Genomic DNA, 21,627 nt, shown 5'->3' on the forward strand with positions numbered 1-21,627 from the left:
TTACTCTGCTCTCCTCCAGATCAGTTTGCGATGCCAATACGGCCCTCGACGGCCTTCTGAGCAATATCGCCCCGATAATGCCCGCCCGGCAACGATATACCTTCCATCTTTCGATACACCTTTGCCCGCGCTTCGTCTAGATTCTTGCCGACGCCAACCACGCTGAGCACACGTCCGCCCGCGGACACTAAGCGGTCGCCGAGCCGCGCGACACCCGCGTGGCGGACACCATCGTCCTCTGTGCCGGGCTCCGCGCCCGAAATGGGATCTCCCTTTCGTGGCCCCGCCGGGTAGCCCTGGGCGGCCAACACCACTGTCACGGCGTAGCCATCTTTCCAGGTCAACGGGGGTACATCCGCCAAGTGGCCCGTCGCCACGGAGTTCAGCACTCCTGCCAACGGAGTATCGAGGAGCTCCAGCACCGCCTGGGTTTCCGGATCCCCAAAGCGGCAGTTAAACTCGACAACCGCCGGGCCTTCCTTCCCCCAGGCCAAACCCGCGTAAAGCAGCCCGTTAAAGGGGCAGCCGCGCTTCACCATCTCTGAGGCCACCGGTTGCACGATCTCATCAACAATCCGGTCAACGGCACCATCGGGCAACCACGGGAGCGGCGCATAGGCACCCATTCCGCCCGTGTTGGGACCCGTGTCCCCTTCACCGACGCGCTTGTGGTCCTGAGCCGGCAGCAGGGGCACCACCGTATCGCCATCTACCAGGCAAAAGAGCGAAATCTCCGGGCCGTCGAGGAAGGACTCCACCAACACCGGGTGGCCCGACTCCAACACGGCGACGGCATGGTCGCGGGCTTCGTCGCGGTCCTGTGTCACGACAACACCTTTACCGCCCGCCAACCCATCATCTTTCACGACAAACGTCGGGCCAAAGTCGTTCAACACAGCGTCGACCTGGTCCTTCGATGCCCCTGGCTGCAGGGACTCCGCTTGTGCAGTGCGCACATGAGCAGCCTTCATAACGTCTTTGGCAAAAGCCTTAGATCCCTCAATCTGCGCAGCCTCTGCACCCGGACCAAACACGGGGATGTGAGCGTCGCGAAGAGCATCAGCCACTCCGGCAACCAGCGGCGCTTCCGGCCCAATCACCACCAGGTCCGCGCCCAATGACGTCGCTAAGCCAACAACCTGCGAACCATCATTGATATCGATATCGGGGTGGAGCTGCGCAATAGCGGTCATCCCATCATTACCTGGGGCGACGTGCAACCCACTCACCTGCGAATCTTTGGACAACGAATAAAGAAGAGCGTGCTCACGAGAACCATTACCCAGGACAAGTATCTGCATACCCAATACTCTAAGGCACCCACCTGACATACAAAGCTTTTTACCCACTTCGGAAATAGCTACTCTGGACTTATGGCTACCGTATTCACGAAAATCATTAACGGCGACATCCCAGGTCGGTTCGTCTACCGCGACGACACCGTCGCCGCGTTCCTCACCATCGAACCCATCGCGTACGGGCACACCTTAGTTGTCCCCATTAAGGAAGTTGATCGGTGGACTGACCTCAGTGCCGACGAATGGGCGCACGTTTCTGCCGTCGCCCACAACATTGGCCGTGCCATTACCGACGCCTTCGACGCACCTCGTGCCGGCATGCTGATCGCAGGATTTGAAGTTCCCCATGCTCACGTCCACGTGTTCCCTGCCTCCGACATGTCCGGTTATAGCTTGCAGAACATCATGCGTGCCGACGATACCGACCCGGATGCGATGGACGCGGCTGCGGCAAAGATCCGGGCGGAGCTGACCAAGGCCGGGATCGATACCGGAGTCGACGACAACTAGACGGTAAATAAACGATCAATGACTGACGGTGAATAGCTGACGATGCTCAGAGTGTCTCGACGACTGCGTGAGGCTATGACCGCGCATCCTCTGCACGTGAACCCGCGGATTCTCCGTCCCCGCGGGCATCAGTGGGCTGGTTCGTCACGCGTGCACCCCTACACCGACGAGGGTGGGCGTTTTCATCGGGGCGAGCGGATACCTGCCATGGCGCACGTTCCCGACATGGGCCGGGTGCCGGAGCAGGATTTTAGCCCGCTGGCGGATGATGAAAAGCCGCCGCTGCTCTGTGTGCACGGGATGATCGGGGCGAAAGGCAACTGGGAAGTTCTTGTTCGGTATATCACGGACCGGCGGGCTTTTTATGTGGATTATGGCGAGGCAGGGACCGCTCCCGTTGATGAGTGCGTCGATGAATTAGCGGAACAGATTATTGAGCTGAGCCAAAAGATTCATGCGCGGGAGCTTATTCTCCTTGGGCATTCTCGGGGCGGATTGATTGCGCTTCTTGCTGCGTCACGGCCTGAGGTTCAACGTGTTGTCTCAATTCGCCGGATTATTGGCTTAGGAGCCCATTTTTCGGGAATTCCTCGGTGGAAGCTATTACCGAAAGATGTGTCATCATATGGTCCTGTTCTTTCGGTTTTCTTTCGGTTGACGCACAGGTTTGCATATTGGGCCGTGGGTGCGTCCGCTGAAGACCAGTTTAAGGACTCGTCGGATTTGCAGCGCGCGTTGCGTGGTGTCGATCGATCGATAGAGGTTCTTCCCATCGCTAGTAGCACCGATTACATCGTGAGCCCTAGTGCTGCTTTTGACGTGCCGACGGATCACGTGACGCCGGTGCTTCTTCAGGATTATTTTCCTGGCGCGAGAATACTGCACAATTTGTTGCCGCGCGATGGAAGGGCCATCGCGATGGTGAAGGCTGCGGTCGCGAAAGCTCCTATTCGTGGGGAATCTAATCGCGGGGATTCTATTCGTGAGGACTCCACCCGCGAGAATTCTATTCGTGGGGCAAAAGAACAGTAAAAGTGGTTCCCTCATCGACGACGCTATCGACGGTGACTTTTCCGCCATGCTGTTCCACTAAACCTTGAACGATTGATAGTCCCAATCCGGAGCCCCCACCCTGATGCCGCGATCGTGATGAATCGGCTCGGTAGAAGCGCTCGAAAATGTGCTCACTATCCTCTGGCGGGATTCCCACACCGTTGTCGATGACCCGAATACGTACCGCTTTCTTCTTCGGTGACGTTCCCAGGGTGGAATCGTCTAGAGCAATGCGGACGGCAGCCTCTGGACCTGCATGTTTGAGGGCGTTCGTCATAAGGTTGGTGAGAACCTGGTGAAGGCGAGCGCTATCCCCTGTCACAATGGGTGGTTCCACGCAATTATTTGTCATGGAAATATCGCGATCAGGATAGTTCACTTTCATGTTCTGAATAACACTGATTGCGACACTGAGGATATCGACACTCTTGTGCTCCAATGGGCGCGAGTTATCCATCCGAGCAAGATCCAAAAGATCTTGAACTAAAACGCTCATCCTTTCTGCCTCGGCCGAGATGCTATCCAGCACAAGGTTGAGATCGTCGGTTTGACCCGTCCGATAAAGCTCCGCATATCCGCTGACTGATGTCAATGGAGTGCGCAATTCGTGAGATGCATCGCCTATAAAACGACGCATTGTTTGCTCTGCTTCACGTGCTTGCGCTTCTGCTTTGCGCGCAACGCGAGCATTTTCCTGAGCTTCTGCTTCGCTTCGTTCCACTGCGACGAAGGATTGCTCGATTTGCGCCAACATTTTGTTTAGCGACCGTGAGAGCGCGCCGACTTCAGTGTCCGGTGGCCATTCTGGAAGTCGCTGGGAGAGGTCGCCGTCGGCAATTTTTCCAGCAACGCGTTCGACATGGCTGAGGGGCCGGAGTGATCGTCGGACAACATACCAGGTCAGAATGAGAAGCACCGCCAGGACGAGCATTCCCAGGCCAGCTTCGAGAAGGAAGAGGCGGGAGATTGTTCGCTCGTTATCGTCGAGAGAGACCGCGACGACGACGAGGTCACCGTCTTGGCTTTTCAGCGCCATAGCGCGCCAGTGTGCTGTGGATTTCGAACCTCGTGCGGCCGAGACGGTGACGGGGCCCGTCTCGTGGGTGACCGAGTCAAGGTTGGGGTAGGACTCGAACCCGTAGTCGTAGGACACGACGGACCCGTCGGAGTGTGTGACCTGCACAAAGTATTGGCTAGGAAGCCTGGGGTTTTCGCTATATGCGCTTTGCACGGGCAGGCGCCCTTGCTCGATGAAGGGCGAATGCGCTGTGGATTCCAGCGAGGCGTCGATGCGCGACTGCATGAATTCCCTCAGCGTGGACGTCACTGCGAGCCCGGTGAAGAACATTCCACCTGCGGAAATCACCATCACGATAATGATGAGCGACGTGTGCAACGGCAACCGCGAGAGGCCGCGCTTAGCTGCGCCGGTGTGCTGTTTGCGTTCCCATTCTTGCCGACGTTTTTCGCTATAGCTTCGTGGGCGCGTTGTTTGCCGACCTGGCGGAGCGACCGGCACGCTTTTCTTCAGCGCGGAGGCGTCGTCGTTGGCGGAAGCGTCGTGGGCGACGTCGGCATCGTGGATGGTGCCGTCCTCGGAAGAGGATGGTGCGGGAAGTGCCCACGAGTTCGTTTGATCGATAGTACTGGGCTGCTGCGTGGCTACCGACTGGCTCGTGTCAGCGTCGTTCGGCGCATCACTCTTTTTCAGACGGTGTAACACTGCGTTAAAACGCGAATGTAGTGAAATGGCAATGGCCCCTTACGTTAAGCAATCGAATAACCGTTAGGCGATCACATGACATTCACTGGTGCACCGTACATTGGTCCACCAGTGCATCGAGATGGCGATACTAATTACGCCCTGGGTGTGCGGAGAACGTATCCCACGCCTCTGACGGTCTGAATCAAATGCGGCTCGTCCTTATCCACTTTGCGCCGCAAATAAGAAACATAAGACTCAACAACGTTTCCATCACCGCCGAAGTCGTAATTCCACACATGGTCCAAGATTTTTGCCTTGCTCAGGACAACTTCGGCATTAACCATTAAATAACGGAGCAACTTGAACTCCGTCGGGGATAAATCCACATATTCACCTGCCTTGGTTACTTCATGTGAATTGTCGTCCAAGGTGAGGTCGGCGTAGGTAATTCGTTGATCGTCATCCACTTCTGGCGGGCTGACGCGGCGGAGAATCACTTTCAAACGCGTAACGACTTCTTCCAAACTAAACGGTTTGGTGACGTAATCGTCGGCACCAATTGTTAAACCGTGAATGCGGTCATCAACAGCATCTTTGGCGGTTAGGAAAAGTACCGGTGCATCGTGGCCGTCCGCGCGAAGCTTGCTCAATAGGGTGAACCCGTCCATGCGGGGCATCATGACGTCCAGAATAAACGCGTCGGGATGGAACGAACGTGCAATATCCAACGCCTCCCCACCGTCACTCGCGGTCGCGACCTCGAAACCTTGGAACTTCAAGGATACTTTGAGAAGCTCTACGATGTTTGCTTCATCATCAACAACAAGAACGCGTGTGGGGGCTTCAGCAGAACTCATAGTTCCAGTGTGCACGATTACTGGTGATTTGTCTGCATACACCGCATATGAAGTTACTGAGCACTTTCAGCCTGTTTCCTGTAAGCCGGGTGTGAGCATTCTGGAAGCCTGGTGTACGAATGCTGTGAACACTCAACTCACCCGCAATCAGCGTAAAGTTAGCAATACCAACCGGGAGGCGATGCATCAGGTGACTATCCACCACACCAAGGCCAGCACCCGCAGGTCACTAGTCGGGTGGACTATCGCGATCATCGCGACGCTAGTTGCCGTCGGACTCTGCCGGGTAGCGCAACTTCCCTCCCCTCTGATGTTGGGCTCGATGGTGGGTGGGCTGTGCGGAGCCATCATCGCGAGCACACGGATCCGGCCACCGCGCTCCACGATCGGCCCCTCGCAAGGCGTTATTTCGCTCTTGGCGGCAGGCCCTTTGGTTAATTCTTCCCCGGACCGTTTGGCCTCCTATGCGCTTCCGTCACTTATTGCTATCGGAATCACTTTGCTTCTCTGCGCGGCCTGTGCCTGGGTGATTACACGTTTTTCAACCATCGATTCACCCACAGCAGTCATGTCCACACTCGCGGGTGGGGCGTCGGCAATGTCTGTTCTTTCCGAAGAACTGGGGGCAGATTTCCGATACGTCACGGTTGCTCAGTATCTCCGCGTTTTTATCGTTTCCTTCTCACTGCCATTTTTAATTCCATTACTGGTTGGCGGAAATGTTGATGTTGGTTCAGAACCCCTCGTAAACCTTTCCTCTCACTCGGTAATGAACTGGATAGTTGCGTTGGCCGTGATCACTATTCCTGGGTGGCTTGCCAGTTTTACCCCATTACCTGCACCCCGCCTGCTTGCCCCTTTGGCCATCGCCGTCGTGATAGGTGAATGGCAACCACATCTCATTTCGATACCTGGCGTTTTAGAAGCGGCCGCATTTGTTTTGATCGGTTGGCAGGCCGGCGGCGCGTTCGACCGACAATCATTGGTAACTAACGCGAAACGCCTTCCGCTCGCATTCCTGTGCATCATTGTTTTGATGGGCGGATGTGGTGTGATGGCCGGAATACTCACAGTCTTAGGCCTTGGGACGCTCACTGAAACGTACTTAGCGACGACACCTGGCGGCCTTTATATCGTCCTGGCTATCGCCCACGACCGCGGAGCGGGACCCATTGTTACTGTCATGCAAGTGACCAGGATGATCGTCATGCTGATTGTCACTGCCTTTGTGCCACAGCTCATCCGTGCTTTACGACGGATTAAAAATACCGCCACGCATCACTAATCATGTGGATGTCAGTGGAGGCAGGTGGCCTCCCCAGAACTATACGTACTGGCTGGCTGCTTGAACCGTGGATGGTACGTAGCTGCTTCCGAAGAGGTACACGTGGCTAAGCAACATGCTTAGCTGGTGCAACGGAATAAGTTCCCGCCATCCTTTATTGAGAAATCCCTCATTTTCATAGCCTTCGTAAATAGCGTCGAGCTTGGGGGCGCCAAAAAGAGCGAGCGCGGCAAGGTCCGTCAGTGGGTGGCCACCGTAGGCACTCGGGTCGATCAGCACCGCCCCGGACGACGTCCACATCACATTGCCCGCCCATAGATCCCCGTGGATCCGAGCCGGAGTGTCGATATCGTCAAAATCACCATTTCGAAGACGCTCACACACTGCCTCAACAGCTTTGTTGCCCTGTTCTCCCAAGGATGCTCCGCGCTGCGAACTGTTGATGCGCTCGAGCGTCGGCATGATGCGAGCTTCCGCGTACATTTCGCCCCAATGGTCATAATGCTTCAAGCTCAGCGGCATTAACTCGTCATTCGGGCCGTGAAGGCCATCGCCCTCCCAACCGTCTGGGCCAGCGCCGAACGCGGCAGCTCCCGCTTCGTGGGTGTGTGACAGCGCAGCGCCGAACTCGCGGGCAAAGCGGGTTGAGGCGCGACCATTGTCCAAGCGCTCCAGGACAAGCCCGCCACCGGGCACGGAATCATCCTGACCGAAAACCTTAACGACGCGCGCCCCGCCCGACGATTCAGCCTCGCGCAGCCAATTCAAGCCGGCTGCTTCCCATTCGGCAGCCCGACCATGTGTGTTCTTCGTAAACGTATCGTCGTCAATAAAAGCCATGCCCCCAACCGTAGACGTTTACATGCCTATAGGTGACATCATTTTTTCTCTAACGATTATTCATGACTTACATTCACGATCTCTGGCGCAATCCGGCCTACTGTTATGAATTTTCCTTACGGAACGTACGAGTCCCCCACCAGATACCGGCGAAGAAAATGACAAGAGACCACAGAATTCCCCAGGTTACTGTGGCAGCGTCGGGGTTTTCCGCAAAGATTGCGCGAACAGCGTCGACGATATACCGAGTGGGCATGAAGTCCGATAGCCGTTCGAGCCACGCGGGAGCCAGTGACATTGGCAAAATAATTCCGGATAACAACAGAATAGGCATGATAAGCATATTGGTTAGGGGACCCATGACGTCTTCGTCTTTACTGGTCAAAGCCAGTGCATTCGATGCCGCTGCCGACGCTGCGCCGGCAAAGAGCGTGATGATCATGCCTAGGATCACACCCGCAATCGGTGCTTTCATTCCCATCGCATAGCCCAACGCGATGAGGATGGTGGACTGGACGCCCAGTTGCGTCACATCTCGCATGAGGCGCCCACATAACAGCGCAGTCCTACTAGCTGGGGTAACGCGTTCAGCTTCGATCACTCCGTCACGCCACTCGGCGATAACGCCGAAGCCGACGAACATCGCCCCGAAAACGGTCAGCTGGACCAACAAACCCGGGACAAAGAACGTGTAGGCGTTCGTCGCACCGAATTGGGCTGTCAGGGGCTTAAGTAGAGGGCCGAACAACACCAAATACATCACTGGCTGCAATAAGCCGATAATGATCCAGGCGGGGTTACGTAAATTCATGCGCAATTGTCTGCGGCAGATAATGAAACTCTCACGGAAGAAATTAGATATACCCATGAAATATCCTCAAAAGATTGTGGAGAATTAATCTCGCAGCGAGCGACCGGTCAGTGACAAAAAGACGTCATCCAGCGTGGGGCGCCGGACATTAAGATCCGCGATACCGATCGACTTCTCGTCTAATGACCTGATCAGATCCGGTAACAGATGGCCGGAGTTATAGAGGTCTGCTTCTATGAGGTCGCCAGTCACCTTTAGATCAGGGGTTGTCGACGCATCTGCTTCTGACATCACGCGGGTTATGATTTCCGCGGCCTCAGCCTGGCGGGTGGCGTCGTCGAGGCGGAGAGAAACATGATCCCCGGACACCGAACTCTTTAAATTCTCCGCCGTATCTGACGCGATAATCCGTCCGTGATCGATAACAATGATCCGATCTGCTAAAGCATCGGCCTCATCCAAATAATGAGTTGTTAAGAAAATCGTTGCACCTTGGTCTTCACGGAGGCTACGAATGTGGTCCCAGAGGTTGCTCCGTGCCTGTGGGTCCAGGCCTGTCGTCGGTTCATCAAGGAAAACGAGGCCCGGGCTATGGATTAGCCCCATCGCAATATCGAGACGCCGACGCTGGCCACCCGACATATTCTTGGGCTCTCTGTCCCACAAACCATCTAAACTAAACTGTTTAAATAACTCATGAGCGCGCCGTTGAGCGTCCTTTTTACGTAAGCCATACAGCATGCCGTGATCCATCAGTTCCTCACCAGCGTGCGCGTTGGAACCGGCCGAGCCCACCTGACTGACATACCCAATATGACGACGGACCTCTACGGGCTGCGTCGCCACATCGAAACCTGCAACACGGGCAGAACCACTCGTCGGCTTCAACAACGTCGTCAGCATGCGAAGTGTTGTCGTCTTACCTGCACCATTAGGACCTAGGAAGCCGATGATTTCGCCTGGATCAACGTGCAGACTCACACGGTCGACGGCTTTTACTGGCTTTTTATCACGACCACGGCCACGAAAAGTTTGGGTCAGATCGTGCGCTTCAATCATCGGCTTACCAGGGCTATTAGGCATGGCTTACATCATGCCAGAAATCCGGCCAGCTTGGCACGAGACACAACCGCCCTCGGCAGAGACCTACGACGTTACCAACTGGAGACCAAAACTATCGAGTACAGGCTGAATGACCTTAGCCCCTGGGGTGGTGGCATCGTCTTCACGACCATAACTTGCTATACCTACTGCATAGGCAGTCGCATGGGATGAATCATTTGGAGCCGTAGCCCATACGATCCCGCCAGAATCGCCGTGGTCCTGAATACCATCAAACTCAAGTGAATATTTTGAGACCATTGACTGGTAATCCCCGCACGACAAACCCGAACGCCAGCCCAGGCGGCAAGTATAAGGCCTATTCTGTTCTAATTCTTCCGGCCCCCAAGAACCTTTCACCGAGGTTGGAACACCACCCCATGCGACATCTGGAGTGGTATGAATAATTTTGTAGTATTTAGGATAAATCTCGATCAATCCATAGTCTCTTCCTGGACCTACGTTTTCCATAGTCCCATCGAGAACACTCCACACAAATTCGCCAACATTAACATACTCACCATTATCGGCCCTTAGATAAACTTTGTCACGCTTACTACCGCAATGTCCCGCAGTGAGATTATAAACGTGATCCGTGTCATCAGGGTTTATTACTGTCCAGCCCCAGGAACATTCGCCAAAATTACCGTCTAAATCCTCAATAAAATATTTCCCTCCTGGAGCTATCTGGTCACCGGCCTCCAGATATTCAAAGTCCTGGGAGTTCCGGATAATTTTTCTTTTCTGAGGTATGGAAGAATCTTGCCGCACTCGTTGCCCACTTGCAGCCCGTCCGAGGTTGCCACCGCCGACTTGAGATTGATCGATAGTCGGACGTGAACGCCGGGTTTGATTCGACCAATCAGGATTGAACGATGGTTCAATCTTCTGCGTAGCCGAAGTCTCTGGCGAACTAGATTTGTCCGAATCATCATTATTCCTAGACACAACGACAGCTACCAGCGCAACAGCAACGACGCCTGCTAATAATTTTTTTGCCCCACTACTCATAGGCATATTTTACATTCACTTAGCAGGATTAACGGAGCGATCGAGATCATTATCACCCCCGCAATCAGGCATAACTTTCAACTAGCTAAAGAGCTATCCAATTAATCAACGAGAAGAGAGCACTACTTTTGGTCCTTTTGCACCGGAAGCACTGATATCCCCCAGGTTGACATGAGTTCCATTCTTTTAGATTTCATGCGCCTGTCACCTCATGTTTCCCTTACCCAGATACGCTACGAATCCCGTGAAAAGGTTCCATGACGTACATAATCCCCGACACAACAACGAGTCCGACAAGCAACCACCCCGCGAACAGGAGCAGCCTCGTGGGCAAGGCACGGGCCTGAGCCGGCGTTCCTTCCTAAAAGGTGCAGCAGCTGGAGCAGCGGCCGTCGGTGCTTCTACTTTCGGTGGCTCCCTTCTCCCCCGGTCTATTCTTCAGCAAATTGCTACCGCTGCACCTGCTGGTTCCCTCCAAGACGTTCATCACGTTATTTTTCTCATGCAGGAAAACCGGGCGTTCGATCACTATTTCGGTTGTCTCAAGGGTGTTCAAGGGTTCGGCGACCTCCACCCACTTCCTCAACGCAGTGGCGGAACCGTGTTCGAGCAAAAAGACTCGCGCGGCACCGTCACTCTGCCCTTCTCTATCCGCGACGCCGCAGGCCGTCAATCAATGAATGCGGAAAACGTCGACGCCCTCGACCATGAATGGAAAGGAGGCACCTCTGCCCTACACGGCGGGTGGTGTGACAACTGGATAGAGGCCAAAACCCCCTCCACGATGGCCTATTACGACCGGCACGACTTGCCATTCCAATATGAACTCGCCGACACATTCACGGTGTGCGACCAGTACTTTTGCTCCGTGCCGACGAGTACATCGCCCAACAGAAACTACTATTTCTCCGGCTACACAGGATTTGAGCCTGCGTCCCCGTCGACACGAGCGGTGGATAACCGGGCCTACGATGACGGGCATCCCGGCTACGACTGGCCATGTCTAGGGGAAATCTTGGATAATGCTAGCGTTGACTGGCGCGTGTACCAAGAGTGGGACAACTTCACCGATAACAACTTCGAGTACTTCCGCTATACCAAGCGAATTTCAGAGAAGGTTTTCGCCGCTCACAAGGACTTCGGGGAGAATTACTACTCGGCCCTCGCCACCGCGACTGAGAAGAACGACAGCCCGACGGTTCAGAAGCTCACCAAGGAACTGACACATAAGCTTGACCAGTTAACGCCGACGGAGCGACGCATTTTCGACCGCGCGCTCTACCGCTCTGAGCCACACACCATAACTCAGCGCGTTGAGCACGACATCGCCGCGGGAACGCTGCCGCCCGTGTCCTGGATCGTGCCGTCGAGCACCGAATCTGAACACCCATCGGCATCATCGCCGCGTGCGTCGGCGAACCTTATTTATCGCCTCTTAGATGCTCTAGGAAAACACCCTGACGTGTGGAAACACACCGCACTATTTATTACTTTCGACGAGAACGACGGGTACTTCGACCACGTTCCACCGCCACGGCCACCGCGCAATGAAAAAGATGAATGGTACCAAGGTAAAGCCCTCGGCTTCGGTAACCGCGTTCCCATGATCGTCGTGTCCCCGTGGAGCGTCGGCGGATATCGCTGTTCAGAGGTGTTCGACCACACCTCTGCCTCGCATTTCTTAGAGGCGTGGAAGGGGATTTCGGTTCCCACCGTGTCGCGATGGCGTCGCACAATTAGCGGAGACTTAACCAGCGCTTTTGATTTCTCTCATCCTCAGCCCTTTACACCTGCATCTCACCCGCCGCCAACGACGGAGCTCGAGCCGCGCTGGCACCCACAGCCACCGGAAAAGGGCGTGATGCCACAGCAAGAACCGGGCCGACGTCCTCATCGCCCCTTGCCCTATCAACTATCTGCGGCAACTACGGAGCAGCCCTCGGACAAAACCATCCAACTACACCTGACTAACGACGGTCTTGCCACCGCGAACTTTCTGGTATTTTGCTTCCACGACGCTAAAGACCCCGTACGGATGGTCGAACATGTTGAGGCAGAGAGCAGACGCGGGTCGAGCAACGTGGCAAAGGGGGCCGGTGACGACCGACGTGAGAATCCGTCCAACGCCGAACGACGTGAGAATGCGGACGCCGATAATTTGGGAACGCCTGGAAAAGACGTCATCGCGTGCGACGTTCATGGCACGGTGACTCTTGAGATACCCACGGGGAGAGACGGCCGCTACGCCATCGTCGTGAAAGGCCCTGCGGAATTTCACTATGAAGCGAACGGAGCAGTACATAGATGAGGCAGGATTTATTCCAACGCATTCGCACACAAAACTATATACACTTTTCTCCATGAACCCTGCGCCGGCACAGTTGCCACGACATCATGCACGCTCCACCGTTCCGTACGATCGCGGGCCCAGGCCTATTCTTCGTGGTCGCCTGCATGAAATTGCCGCCATTTATTTTGCAGGTACCTGCACTGCGCTCGTGGCCACGACTGCTGCGCTCCATAACAGCGCGACGTTCATCGCTGCAATCGTTCTTTACTGCGTGTGCCTCCTTGGAATGCTTACGGTGTCGGCCCTCTATCACCGGGTGCCATGGCATACGAAGCACGCCGTCGATATGTGGAGACGCGCGGACCACTCCATGATTGCCATTTTTATTGCGGGCACCTATGCACCCGTCGCGGTGTACGCGTTTAACTCCATGGGCGACGGATTGTGGATCCTCCCCACAGCGTGGATTGCTGCAGGTGGAGCCGTCGCGATTAACCTCCTGTTGCCCAACCATCCCCGCTGGGTTGACGTCGTAATCTATCTTCTTTTGGGGTGGCTGGTGGTAGCGAAAGCCGCCGCGCTGGTATCGCTCGTGCCCCTTGCCGCTTTGGTTTTGATTATCGTCGGAGGGGTCATCTATTCGCTCGGCGCCATCGTGTACGGGGTTCAGCGCCCTAACCCATCGGAGCGTTGGTTCGGCTTCCACGAAGTATTCCACGCGAGTACCATCGTCGCGGCCGCATTGCACCACATTGCTATCTGGTTATTGGTGGTGAGCTAAGGGTGACGACGAGGGCACATAGTTATTTTGCAGTTACGACCGATTAATTGGCTAGCGACGGTGAGAACACTTTTCACTACTTAACCGTCAAAACCGAAGTAACTTTAATCATATGAAACATCTGAGATTGTCTCAGCGCAGACCAATTTTAATAAAACAAGTCTAAAAGCACTAACTATTTCGAAACTAACATTTCCAGAGCGGATGATCTGACCAGTTAAGAGGGGCTCCTGTCCGCTCCAGTGGGACTATAGGGTTATCTGGGTAAGTATTCAGTAACTCTGGCAAACGTTTTGCCGGGGATAAATGAAGCTGACGATGCAAGTATTGAATTAAGGACAGCTGGCCAAACGTCCGATTCATTTTCCCGGCAACGGATTTCAGCCGTTGATCATCACTGAGCTTGGGCTTAATGTCATAAACACGGTTAAACATCCGGGCATGGTGAGCCGCGTAGTTGCGAACGATATTCAACGATTTGAGCCACGATTCCAATTGCGGAGCATTCAGCCCACACCGCGCAGCAATACGGTTCCGAACGATATTCGGCGACATACCAAATAAATAAGACAACATACCCCAGTCCATAATCTCTACTGCTGCCCATACCGGTAATTCACCGCTGTATTTCTTTTTGTGGTGGGCAACAAAGACCTCCTTGGAATTCTCCAAGGCTCCTTCGTATTTATCTAGCCAGACGTCGTGTACCCTACGATCGTCTTTTCTGCGTCGCTGTTCCGCCCGAGCTCCTAAACTTTTTGCGTCAAGATAGACCAATGGATGAACACGGCCTAATTCATATCCGAGCATTGTTCGAATGGCCATCTCAACACGATCTAGCTCCATAAAAACATCGTGCCGAAGTCGTTCGTCAAATTTATAAAGCTCCACCACTAAATCGAAGGATGACCCCTCGATGAAACTATCGAACCTTCTCCGAGTACCGTAGTCGAAGCGACGCATCGGATACCAATACCCCGACAAGCGGTAATAGCTCAGCCACGCCAAAATATCTTTGGCTCGATCCTGATTCTCAATGTGCATCCCCCGCGCACAAAGGAGTTTGACCTGGTCATCGTAGGTCACGAAGCGTTTTGCCGGACTCAATGCTCTGGTGCCTTTCTAAAACAAAGACCGGCCCTGGACTCCCATCGAAATGGGCAGCGGAACCGGTCATGTTGTATCTAAGGTTACATGCCGGTTCGCGAAAATACAACAAGCTCAAAGCCACGGGGACCGAGCCCGAATTGCACCAACATCGGGGGATGACAACAAACACCAAAACTCGCTTAGCCATCGCGCTTTCGATAAGAGGTAATGACCAGCTTTGGTGTCATTCCGTCCGCATCAGTCAACGAATAACAAGAATAGCGCCTCGTAGAAAAGCAAAACCGAAAATCATTCTGGACTTCATGAATTGGGGAAGGCAACGGGTCGTAGACCAAAAAGAGGGTTCTATCGTCAAGGCATGCCCGGGCACTGTTGCATATAGACTCAGCAAAGACCACTCCGGTAAAACCGCAGCGACCGCCCAGAATGGTAAAGGCAAACGGGAAGACACAATGGCTACCATCTTCGACGTTGCACGACGCATCCACATGCTCCGGCCCAGACTAACCATAAACGAGCTGCACAGGCTCTGTTTCTTCGCTCAAGGGTGGCACGCTGCATGGACCGGGCGGCCTCTCTTCGCCGAAGAAATGCAGGCATGGGAACACGGGCCTGTGAGCCCTGAACTCCATCGATTGAGCACCGTTGACAGCAACAACCACGTCACAAATATCGGAGCTGGCAGTGCGAATAATCTCAGCGACTACGGGCGTGATGTGGTCGACCGTGTCGAGGCTTTTTACACAGAATCTCCTACGCCTACGCGGGATGGAGTATCTCGGCAGTATCACAGCTCGTCGTGGAAAAATGCTCGTGGCAGCCTCTCGAACAGTGAATCCTGCCCACCAATCCCGGTCTCTGATATCCGGAAAGAATTCACTCTGTGCATGTGGGACAACGAGCGAAAGCCTCGGCCGCCCGCAAGGCTCCCCCTGGTCTCGCCCACCCAACTCACACAGGCCCGCAAGAGAGCAGAAATCGCTCACAAAGAAACTCTCCAAGGCCTAGCCCTGGTGTGAGGCACAATGACTGAGCCACTCGTAACCCCGCTCGTAAACGAAGCCCTCCACATCAACCGCCATTGCGCTGAACGAGGGGAAGTCTATGCAGGCTACGGAGTGCGTGACGAAGCCGCACTCCACAGCGCAATTGGCGCTGTATTTCAAACCTCTTTCGGCGAGCTAGCTTAATAGCGACACCTACAGGCGAAGTGCAGCACTGCTATGCAAGGTAGCTAAAGCGCACGCATTCATTGACGGAAATAAACGAACAGCTTTCCTTCTGTGCCTTACCTATCTTGGCAGCAATGGGATCGAAATCTGCGGCCCGTCGCCACAGGCTGAAATCGATTTCGTAAAACACGTTGCAGAGTCACGAGAACCGCACAATGACCTCATTACCTTTGCGGCGCACACCCTTCTCAAATGGACAGGGTGACCGTCTAGGCACCATGACCCCGCGCACCCTCGTCGTCGGCAATACCCTCCGAACTGCTATTTTGAGCTGGAGATGGGACTTGAACCCACAACCTACGGTTTACAAGACCGTTGCGCTACCGATTGCGCCACTCCAGCACACTGGGCAACCACCCACACCAAGCATGAATGCCAGGCCAGGTTCCGTTAACCAGCCCCGCCATAATACACATAACTGCCCACACAACGAAACAAATACCCCGCCACCAGCGCAAACAGCACCTATAGCTACCCCACTCGCCCGCACAATAGTTTCTGTCGTAGCCTGTGACCACAAAACATTCCTCACCCCACCGATCCCGATCAGCGAAGGCAACGATCTCCCCATGGATTTTGTCTCAGGATTCAGCCAGGCATTCCGCCGCGTCGCTGGCTCCCGCACCCCCGGCACCACCGCCGGCGGATCCAATCCTGTCGCCACCATCGACGCCGTTAAAGCAGCCCCGGCACCGTCGCCCCTCAAACCCATCGACTTCACCAATGCCGACGAAATCAACGCGGTTCTCGACCTCGCCGCCCGCATTGGCGACGTCCTCCTGGCCAGCGGAATGAGTAACGGGGACGTCAAAGCCCACATGCACGCAATCACCGAAACATACGGTATTCACGACGTCCACGTCGACATCACCCTTAACACCCTCATGCTGTACACCACCATGGGGCCCACCAAAGGTGCACTTTCAGCATTCCGCGTCGTCAGTAAACTCAGCATGGACTTCGCCCGATTAGAGGAAATCGACGTCCTCGTCCGACGCATCCTCACCGGTGGATTCACGCGGGCAGAAGCCGCCGACGAACTCCACGAAATCGTCACGGCGCCGCCGACTTATAACTCGGCCTTCATCCTGATCATGTGGGGCTTTTTCACTGGATCAGTCGCGTTCATGATCGGTGGACACCTTTCCGAGGCCATCATCTCCTGCCTCTCTGCCATCGTCATCATGTGGGGATCCGCAGTGCTGGCCGGACACGGCTTGCCCTTGTTCTTCCAAAACGTCTTTGGAGGGCTTGTCGCCCCCGTCCCCGCTGCCCTGGCCTACCACGTAGGCCAACGCTACGGAATAGAGGTCAACCCGTCGGTCTGTATCGGTGCCGGCATCGTCGCCATGCTGGCCGGGCTCACCCTCGTCCAAGCGCTCCAGGATGGCATCACCGGCGCACCCGTTACAGCCTCCGCACGATTCTTCGAAGCCGCGCTCTCCACCGGCGCCATTATCGCCGGCGTCGCCTTCGGGCTCAATATAGCCTCCCGGTTGGGCATTCCTCTCCCCGCATTCGAAGGCTCAGCGTCTACCAACGTCGTCCAAAACGTGGTCATTACCGTGTCTGGCGCTCTCGCCGGCGCATTCTTCGCGGTAGCGTGCTTCGCCCGCCTCAGATCCACCGTCATCACGACAGTAACCACCCTCATTGGCGCCGCGTTTTACTACATGGTCCTTATTCCCATCGGCTTCGGCACCATCGCAGCCTCCGGGATGGCGGCCACACTCATCGGACTTTTCGGTGGTCTACTCTCCCGCCGGTTCATGATCCCACCGCTGATCACCGCAGTGTCGGGCATTACCCCTCTCCTACCCGGTTTCGCTCTCTACCGCGGGATGTACTCCCTGCTCAATGACCGTCCATCCATCGGATTCTCCTCTATGGCCACTGCCTTCGCCATCGCCACCAGCCTGGCAGCGGGCGTCGTCCTCGGTGAATGGATCGCGCGCAGACTACGGCGACCTCGCATCGCCACCGCCTACCGCGGAGTCCGCAATATCGTCCGACGGCCGCTCGCGGTGAAGGCACGCGCCAACGGGCCCCGGACTAATGGCCCACGCACGAACGGAGCGCGCACCAACGGCCGTGGGAACCCGCGAACACCCAACACGGGGTCCGTGCGGGCTCGCTGGCGCAACCGCTCCTACCGAAACACGAAAGCGCGCTCGCAGTGGCGTCGTCGATAAAACCCACGGTGGTGGCTACCACGAAACCCACCGTGTGAGCTACCATTACTCTGTTCACCATCCATCCCAGGAGGATTTTCCAGGAGGATTTGTGCCCCCCAAGGTCACTGATAAACGGGCAACCAACGCAGAATCACTGCACGCCGTCGAAGAAGAAACAGCTATCGCGGCCCAACGCATCGTCGCTACATACGCAGAGGACTTCTTTGACTACACCACGCTGACCAGCATGCTGGGCGTCGAACCCAAAGGGCTGATCTATCGGCGCGTCGCCAAAGAACTCGGCGAACCCGAAATCCCCGGCAAGAAACCGGAGAAGAAAGCAGCCAAGAAGTCCAGCAAGAAATCGGCCGGTAAGAAGTCCACCGGCAAGGGCACGAAGAAGACCAGCAAGAAGTCAACTAAGTCTTCGGCAAAGAAGAGCACGAAGAAGTCGACCAAGAAGAGCACCAAGAAAACTACGAAAAAGTCAACCGGATCCGCTGCGAAGAAAAGCACGCGGAAATCCACCGCAAAAAAGTCGACGGCTAAGAAATCGACGGCTAAGAAATCCTCATAATCAGCCTTACAACCTGTGTAGGACTAGTTATCAGAGGCTATCAGTAGGGCCGAGCTCAACAGCGCGACAACCAGCGACCACCTGCCACGCCACACGCGCGGAGGGGGTCGCTTTTTGCACGCTTCACCCCGGCTTAAGGCCGCAGTCGCTGCATCACGTCCCCGGGCACTACCCTGGTAAACAGAAACATCCTGAGCACTCACCAACCCGAACGAGGTACTAAGACCATGTCCTCAAACGACAATGCCACACCCACCAACTCCTCCACAGATCACGAAGGCAGCGATTCCGTCAAAGACACCTATTCGTTCATCGTCGTTGCTAACCGTTTGCCCGTCGATATAGAGATTGATCCGGACGGCACCAAACACTTCGAGCCAAGCCCAGGTGGCCTGGTTACTGCGCTCAAACCAGTCCTCAAAGAACACGAGGGCGCATGGATCGGCTGGCCCGGAGCAACATCCGAAGGGCCCACAGCAACCCCCGTTGCTGACCCGTTCACCACCGACGAGGGCATCACACTCATCCCCATGGGATTGACCAAAAGGGATTACAGCGAATACTACGAAGGATTCTCCAACGCCACACTGTGGCCCCTGTATCACGACTTAATCGTGACACCGATTTTTAACCGCGACTGGTGGGTAACCTACCGCGACGTCAACACTCGTTTCGCTATGGAAGTAGCCCGACGCGCGGCAGAGGGCGCAACAGTATGGGTGCAGGACTACCAGCTGCAACTTCTGCCCGGCATTCTGCGGCAAATGCGTCCTGACCTAAAAATTGGCTTCTTCCTGCACATTCCCTTCCCGCCGGCGGAATTATTCCGGCAACTCCCCTGGCGTGAAGAACTGGTCCGCGGCCTCCTGGGCGCAGACGTTATCGGGTTTCACTCCATCCACAACGCAACGAACTTCCTTGAACTTTCCCGCGACGTCGGTGGGTTCGCAACCCCCAGCACGGGGCAACCGGAGAGCCTTCCGGTCCGTGGCAAAGCCAGCATGAGGAAAATCACGGCCACCATTACCGCATCAGACGGCCGTCCGGTCGGCGTCGGTGTATTCCCCATTTCCATCGACACCAAGTCAGTCACCACCGCTGCCAAAGATGCCGATGCGAAGAAGGTTCGCTCCGAACTGGGCAACCCAGAAACGCTAATCCTCGGCGTCGATAGATTGGATTACACCAAGGGGATCCTCCAGCGCCTCGAAGCATACGAGGAGCTCCTGGAAACCGGCGCGCTCGACCCCGAGACCACCACATTCGTGCAAGTAGCGACGCCGTCGCGCGAGCGCATTGAGCACTACAAGGTGGCGCGTCGGCAAGTGGAAGAAGCCGTCGGGCGGATTAATGGCCACTTCAGCAGCATCGGGCACTCCGCAGTCACCTATATGCACCGGTCAATTCCGTTCCCAGACCTTGTCTCCTACTACAAGGCCGCCGACATAATGCTGGTCACGAGCCTTAAGGACGGGATGAACCTCGTCGCCAAAGAATATGTGGCCTGCCACCCGGACGGCACCGGATCCCTGGTCCTGAGCGAATTCACGGGTGCCGCGGCCGAGCTTGATGGCGCGTTCCTGTGCAACCCGCATGACATTGATTCAATTAAGCGGCAGGTGCACTCCGCGGCGGTGGCGAAGAAAGAAGACCTGCATGACCGCATGATGTCCATGTTCAACGAAGTGACCGAACACGACGTCCACGCCTGGGCATCGGCATTCCTCGACTGCTTAGAGAGCGACAATGACTAACCCCACCTCCGCTGGCGACGAATCCGCTAACACTAACCCTTCCGACGCAGAGGCCTCCAGCGCGCACGTCTTTATGGAGGACACGGAAGAAGATATTGAATGGCCTGCAGGGAAACGGCTTCTTTACGCCATGTTGGACGCGGGCTTAGACGCACCCTACGGGTGCACCGAGGGTGAATGTGGCGCCTGCCAATGCGTCGTCGAACCTCATGACAACGCCACAACGCATATGGTGCACAACAATGTGTTGGATGAGTACGACATTGCCGACGACATGACTCTCGCCTGCCAAACACTATCCGACACTCCTGGCGGGAAATTCGACGTCAGCTACGACTTTTAGGAGAATGAGTGTTTACCCCGTCCGATGACATTAACCGGGCCCTTCGCACCGCTGCCCACTGTCCCACACTGATGCTAGCCAGCGACTTCGACGGATGTTTAGCGCCGCTCAACAAAGACGCCATGGCCGTTACCGCGAACCCCACCGCCATGAATGCCATCATCGACCTCGCCCACATGCCGCACACGTTCGGCGCACTCGTCTCCGGGCGGGATATTTCGAAACTCGAACGCCTCGCCCGCCGGACCGGACCACAGGGACAAAATATTGCAGACGACGGCCCCGACGATGTTCGCGACATCTCCGGAATCATTCTGGCGGGATCCCACGGGGCTGAAGCGAATGACGGCAGTGGCGTCGAACCCAATGAGGAGCAAAAGAAGCTTCTTGAGCGCATGATCCGTGAGGCACACGCCGTAGCCGATGGCGCTCCCCATTCGGGCATGTTTGTGGAGGAAAAACCGCTGGGTGTCGGCCTGCATGGTGTGGCGATGAATAACGACCAGCTGGAACGCCAAATGCAGCAGAAGTTCGCTGACATCCTGGATTCGCTACTGGATGGAACGACGGGTTCCTACATGTACGGCAAGCACATTCTAGAAGCCCAGATCATGGAGGTCGATAAGGGTAAGTGGTTGGAAAGCGCCCGCGACCGTTACAACCTGGATGCCATCGTCTACGCCGGCGATGATACGACCGATGAAAACGCTTTCCGCGTTCTTCATGGCGATGATGTGTCCATTAAGGTCGGTGATTCTCACACCGCGGCCGTTTTACGTGTTCCGGATACCGACGCCATTGCCGACGTGTACCAACGCTTAGCCACCATGCGCCGCGAGTACCTCACTGACGAGGGATTACTCTGACGTCAGCGTGGGTGTCACTGCGCCATTGC

General features: G+C 55.6%; 19 protein-coding genes, 1 tRNA gene and 1 pseudogene. 12 read left to right on the forward strand and 9 right to left on the reverse strand.

The window, feature by feature from the left end:
• Window positions 1-20 precede the first annotated feature (20 nt).
• Window positions 21-1,301, reverse strand: coding sequence for a phosphoribosylamine--glycine ligase (purD, locus tag KCQ76_RS09325; RefSeq protein WP_046202013.1), 1,281 nt, complete (start codon window positions 1,299-1,301; stop codon window positions 21-23).
• Between the two features lie 72 nt (window positions 1,302-1,373).
• Here purD and KCQ76_RS09330 point away from each other — a divergent pair, with 72 nt between their 5' ends.
• A complete protein-coding gene (locus tag KCQ76_RS09330) occupies window positions 1,374-1,808 on the forward strand; it encodes an HIT family protein (protein WP_046202012.1) in 435 nt (144 codons plus the stop codon).
• Window positions 1,809-1,859: 51 nt separating this feature from the next.
• Entirely contained in the window at window positions 1,860-2,840 is a 981-nt protein-coding gene (locus KCQ76_RS09335) for an alpha/beta hydrolase (protein WP_160296107.1), read from the forward strand.
• Here the strand turns inward: KCQ76_RS09335 and KCQ76_RS09340 are convergent.
• Entirely contained in the window at window positions 2,815-4,584 is a 1,770-nt protein-coding gene (locus KCQ76_RS09340; RefSeq protein ID WP_052722391.1) for a sensor histidine kinase, read from the reverse strand. The two genes, KCQ76_RS09335 and KCQ76_RS09340, sit on opposite strands and share 26 nt — an antisense overlap.
• Before the next feature lie 134 nt (window positions 4,585-4,718).
• Entirely contained in the window at window positions 4,719-5,423 is a 705-nt protein-coding gene (locus tag KCQ76_RS09345) for a response regulator transcription factor (RefSeq protein WP_012731029.1), read from the reverse strand.
• Window positions 5,424-5,514: 91 nt separating this feature from the next.
• Between KCQ76_RS09345 and KCQ76_RS09350 the strand changes: the two genes are divergently transcribed.
• Window positions 5,515-6,708, forward strand: a complete 1,194-nt coding sequence (locus KCQ76_RS09350; RefSeq protein WP_046205276.1) for an AbrB family protein — start codon at window positions 5,515-5,517, stop codon at window positions 6,706-6,708.
• A 39-nt stretch (window positions 6,709-6,747) separates the two neighbouring features.
• On the opposite strand, the gene KCQ76_RS09355 is transcribed toward KCQ76_RS09350, so the two are convergent.
• From KCQ76_RS09355 to KCQ76_RS09370, 4 genes are all read right to left on the reverse strand, one after another.
• Window positions 6,748-7,548: a fructosamine kinase family protein gene (locus tag KCQ76_RS09355; RefSeq protein WP_046202008.1), complete on the reverse strand. Its 801-nt coding sequence runs from the start codon at window positions 7,546-7,548 to the stop codon at window positions 6,748-6,750.
• A gap of 103 nt (window positions 7,549-7,651) precedes the next feature.
• Window positions 7,652-8,416, reverse strand: coding sequence for an ABC transporter permease (locus KCQ76_RS09360; RefSeq protein WP_046202007.1), 765 nt, complete (start codon window positions 8,414-8,416; stop codon window positions 7,652-7,654).
• Window positions 8,417-8,443: 27 nt separating this feature from the next.
• Window positions 8,444-9,418 carry a daunorubicin resistance protein DrrA family ABC transporter ATP-binding protein gene (locus tag KCQ76_RS09365; protein WP_046202006.1) on the reverse strand — a complete coding sequence of 325 codons (975 nt, stop codon included), beginning with the start codon at window positions 9,416-9,418 and terminating at the stop codon, window positions 8,444-8,446.
• Window positions 9,419-9,505: 87 nt separating this feature from the next.
• Window positions 9,506-10,471, reverse strand: a complete 966-nt coding sequence (locus KCQ76_RS09370; protein ID WP_046202005.1) for a chymotrypsin family serine protease — start codon at window positions 10,469-10,471, stop codon at window positions 9,506-9,508.
• A gap of 244 nt (window positions 10,472-10,715) precedes the next feature.
• Between KCQ76_RS09370 and KCQ76_RS09375 the strand changes: the two genes are divergently transcribed.
• Both KCQ76_RS09375 and trhA read left to right on the forward strand, forming a co-directional pair.
• On the forward strand, window positions 10,716-12,779 hold the full coding sequence (locus KCQ76_RS09375; RefSeq protein WP_160296106.1) for an alkaline phosphatase family protein: 2,064 nt from the start codon (window positions 10,716-10,718) through the stop codon (window positions 12,777-12,779).
• A gap of 52 nt (window positions 12,780-12,831) precedes the next feature.
• Window positions 12,832-13,542 carry a PAQR family membrane homeostasis protein TrhA gene (gene trhA / locus KCQ76_RS09380; protein WP_221914857.1) on the forward strand — a complete coding sequence of 237 codons (711 nt, stop codon included), beginning with the start codon at window positions 12,832-12,834 and terminating at the stop codon, window positions 13,540-13,542.
• A gap of 186 nt (window positions 13,543-13,728) precedes the next feature.
• On the opposite strand, the gene KCQ76_RS09385 is transcribed toward trhA, so the two are convergent.
• Complete coding sequence (locus tag KCQ76_RS09385) at window positions 13,729-14,628, reverse strand: Abi family protein (protein ID WP_231725409.1); 900 nt, start codon at window positions 14,626-14,628, stop codon at window positions 13,729-13,731.
• Between the two features lie 326 nt (window positions 14,629-14,954).
• Between KCQ76_RS09385 and KCQ76_RS09390 the strand changes: the two genes are divergently transcribed.
• Both KCQ76_RS09390 and KCQ76_RS11200 read left to right on the forward strand, forming a co-directional pair.
• Window positions 14,955-15,671: a Panacea domain-containing protein gene (locus KCQ76_RS09390; protein ID WP_160296105.1), complete on the forward strand. Its 717-nt coding sequence runs from the start codon at window positions 14,955-14,957 to the stop codon at window positions 15,669-15,671.
• Between the two features lie 184 nt (window positions 15,672-15,855).
• Window positions 15,856-16,089, forward strand: a pseudogene (locus KCQ76_RS11200) (type II toxin-antitoxin system death-on-curing family toxin); the annotation flags it as partial.
• Window positions 16,090-16,153: 64 nt separating this feature from the next.
• Here KCQ76_RS11200 and KCQ76_RS09400 read toward each other — a convergent pair.
• Window positions 16,154-16,226, reverse strand: a tRNA-Thr gene (locus KCQ76_RS09400).
• A 227-nt stretch (window positions 16,227-16,453) separates the two neighbouring features.
• On the opposite strand from KCQ76_RS09400, the gene thrE reads away from it, so the two are divergent.
• The 5 genes from thrE to KCQ76_RS09425 all read left to right on the forward strand — a co-directional run bounded on the left by thrE (window position 16,454) and on the right by KCQ76_RS09425 (window position 21,598).
• On the forward strand, window positions 16,454-18,076 hold the full coding sequence (gene thrE / locus KCQ76_RS09405; protein ID WP_052722389.1) for a threonine/serine exporter ThrE: 1,623 nt from the start codon (window positions 16,454-16,456) through the stop codon (window positions 18,074-18,076).
• 91 nt (window positions 18,077-18,167) lie between these two features.
• Entirely contained in the window at window positions 18,168-18,635 is a 468-nt protein-coding gene (locus KCQ76_RS09410) for a hypothetical protein (protein ID WP_046202002.1), read from the forward strand.
• A 227-nt stretch (window positions 18,636-18,862) separates the two neighbouring features.
• Complete coding sequence (locus KCQ76_RS09415; RefSeq protein ID WP_231725408.1) at window positions 18,863-20,389, forward strand: alpha,alpha-trehalose-phosphate synthase (UDP-forming); 1,527 nt, start codon at window positions 18,863-18,865, stop codon at window positions 20,387-20,389.
• Complete coding sequence (locus tag KCQ76_RS09420; RefSeq protein ID WP_046202001.1) at window positions 20,382-20,732, forward strand: 2Fe-2S iron-sulfur cluster-binding protein; 351 nt, start codon at window positions 20,382-20,384, stop codon at window positions 20,730-20,732. Before KCQ76_RS09415 ends, KCQ76_RS09420 begins: the two co-directional genes overlap by 8 nt.
• 8 nt (window positions 20,733-20,740) lie before the next feature.
• On the forward strand, window positions 20,741-21,598 hold the full coding sequence (locus KCQ76_RS09425; RefSeq protein WP_046202000.1) for a trehalose-phosphatase: 858 nt from the start codon (window positions 20,741-20,743) through the stop codon (window positions 21,596-21,598).
• Window positions 21,599-21,627 lie beyond the last annotated feature (29 nt).

Source organism: Corynebacterium parakroppenstedtii, from assembly GCF_019754935.1.
GTDB lineage: Bacteria > Actinomycetota > Actinomycetes > Mycobacteriales > Mycobacteriaceae > Corynebacterium > Corynebacterium parakroppenstedtii.